This is a genomic window from Pseudonocardia pini (assembly GCF_013870575.1).
Classification (GTDB): domain Bacteria; phylum Actinomycetota; class Actinomycetes; order Mycobacteriales; family Pseudonocardiaceae; genus Pseudonocardia; species Pseudonocardia pini.
This window is the reverse complement of sequence record NZ_JACBXB010001078.1, coordinates 1-1400: the sequence shown is the minus strand read 5'-3', so window position 1 is coordinate 1400 and position 1400 is coordinate 1. Positions and strand designations below refer to the sequence as shown.

General features: G+C 73.3%; 2 protein-coding genes. One reads left to right on the top strand and one right to left on the bottom strand.

Annotated features, from left to right (window positions below; all coding sequences use genetic code 11):
- A partial coding sequence (locus H5J29_RS32660) for a LacI family DNA-binding transcriptional regulator (protein ID WP_181784752.1) occupies nucleotides 1–387 on the bottom strand: 387 nt, incomplete at its 3' end.
- Between the two features lie 83 nt (nucleotides 388–470).
- Between H5J29_RS32660 and H5J29_RS32655 the strand changes: the two genes are divergently transcribed.
- Nucleotides 471–1400 (top strand): alpha-amylase family glycosyl hydrolase (locus H5J29_RS32655; RefSeq protein ID WP_246394577.1); only part of this gene is annotated, 930 nt, incomplete at its 3' end.

The following is a 1400-nucleotide window of genomic DNA, read 5'->3' as shown; positions in this document are numbered from 1 at the left end:
TGCCGAAGCCCAGCAGCTCGACGCGCTCACGATCAGCCCGTCGATACCCCACCGCTCGTCCGGCAGGGCGGCCCGCGCGGCCGGGTCGCCGACGTTGTGCAGCAGCAACTGGTACCCGCCCGCGCGCAGCACCCGCTCGACCCCGCCGATCGCCTCGGCGAAGAACCAGGCCGAGGGGAACCGGGCGAGCGCGGCCACGGCGTGCGGGGTGGCCGGTCGTCGGGGACGCTCTGCGGGCAGGTACGCGAGCTCGGCGACCGCCCGACGGATCCGTTCCCGGGTGTCCGCCGCGACGTAGGAGGTGCCGGTCAGGGAACGGGACACGGTCGACGGCGCCACCCCCGCCCGGCGTGCGACGTCTCGGATCGTGGCCTTCCGCTCCTCCATCGTCACCTCCTCGCCCCGCGTATGGAACAGTATGGAACAGGGTTGTGGAACAGGTCCACAACACGCCGTCCGGAGGAGGTCCCATGCCTGAGCCCGACGCCGCCTGGTGGCGCGGCGCCGTGATCTACCAGGTCTACGTCCGCAGCTTCGCGGACGGCGACGGCGACGGGGTCGGCGACATCGCCGGCCTCCGCAGCCGGCTGGACCATCTCGCCGACCTCGGGGTCGACGCGTTGTGGATCAACCCCTGGTACCCGTCCCCGCTGGCCGACGCGGGCTACGACGTGTCCGACTACCGGGCGATCGAGCCGCGGTTCGGCACGCTCGCCGACGCCGAGGCGCTGGTCCGCGAGGCGCACGAGCGCGGGCTGCGGGTGATCCTCGACATCGTCCCGAACCACACGTCGTCGCAGCACGCGTGGTTCCAGGAGGCCCTCGCGGCCGGCCCCGGGTCGAAGGCCCGCGAGCGGTACGTCTTCCGCGACAGCGGCGACACCCCGCCCAACGACTGGCAGGCCATGTTCGGCGGCCGCGCCTGGACCCGGGTGCCCGACGGCGAGTGGTACCTGCACCTGTTCGACCCCGAGCAGCCGGACCTGAACTGGGACAACCCCGAGGTCCGCGCGGACTTCGAGGAGACGCTGCGGTTCTGGTTCGACCGCGGCGTGGACGGGTTCCGGATCGACGTCGCGAACTCGTTGATCAAGGAGCAGGGCCTGCCGGACGTCGGCGGGCGCGGCCACCACGACCCGGGCCCGCACCCGCACTGGGACCGCGACGAGGTGCACGACGTCTACCGCTCCTGGCGCGCCCTCGCGGACACCTATGACCCGCCGCGGGTGTTCGTGGCCGAGGCCTGGGTGCCCGAGGCGGACCGCTTCGCCCGCTACCTGCGCACGGACGAGCTGCACACCGCGTTCAACTTCGACTTCCTGGAGGCCCCGTGGCGGGCACCGGCCCTGCGCGGGTCCGTGGAGCAGACGCTGCGCGAGCACGCGCTGGTCGGCGCGCCC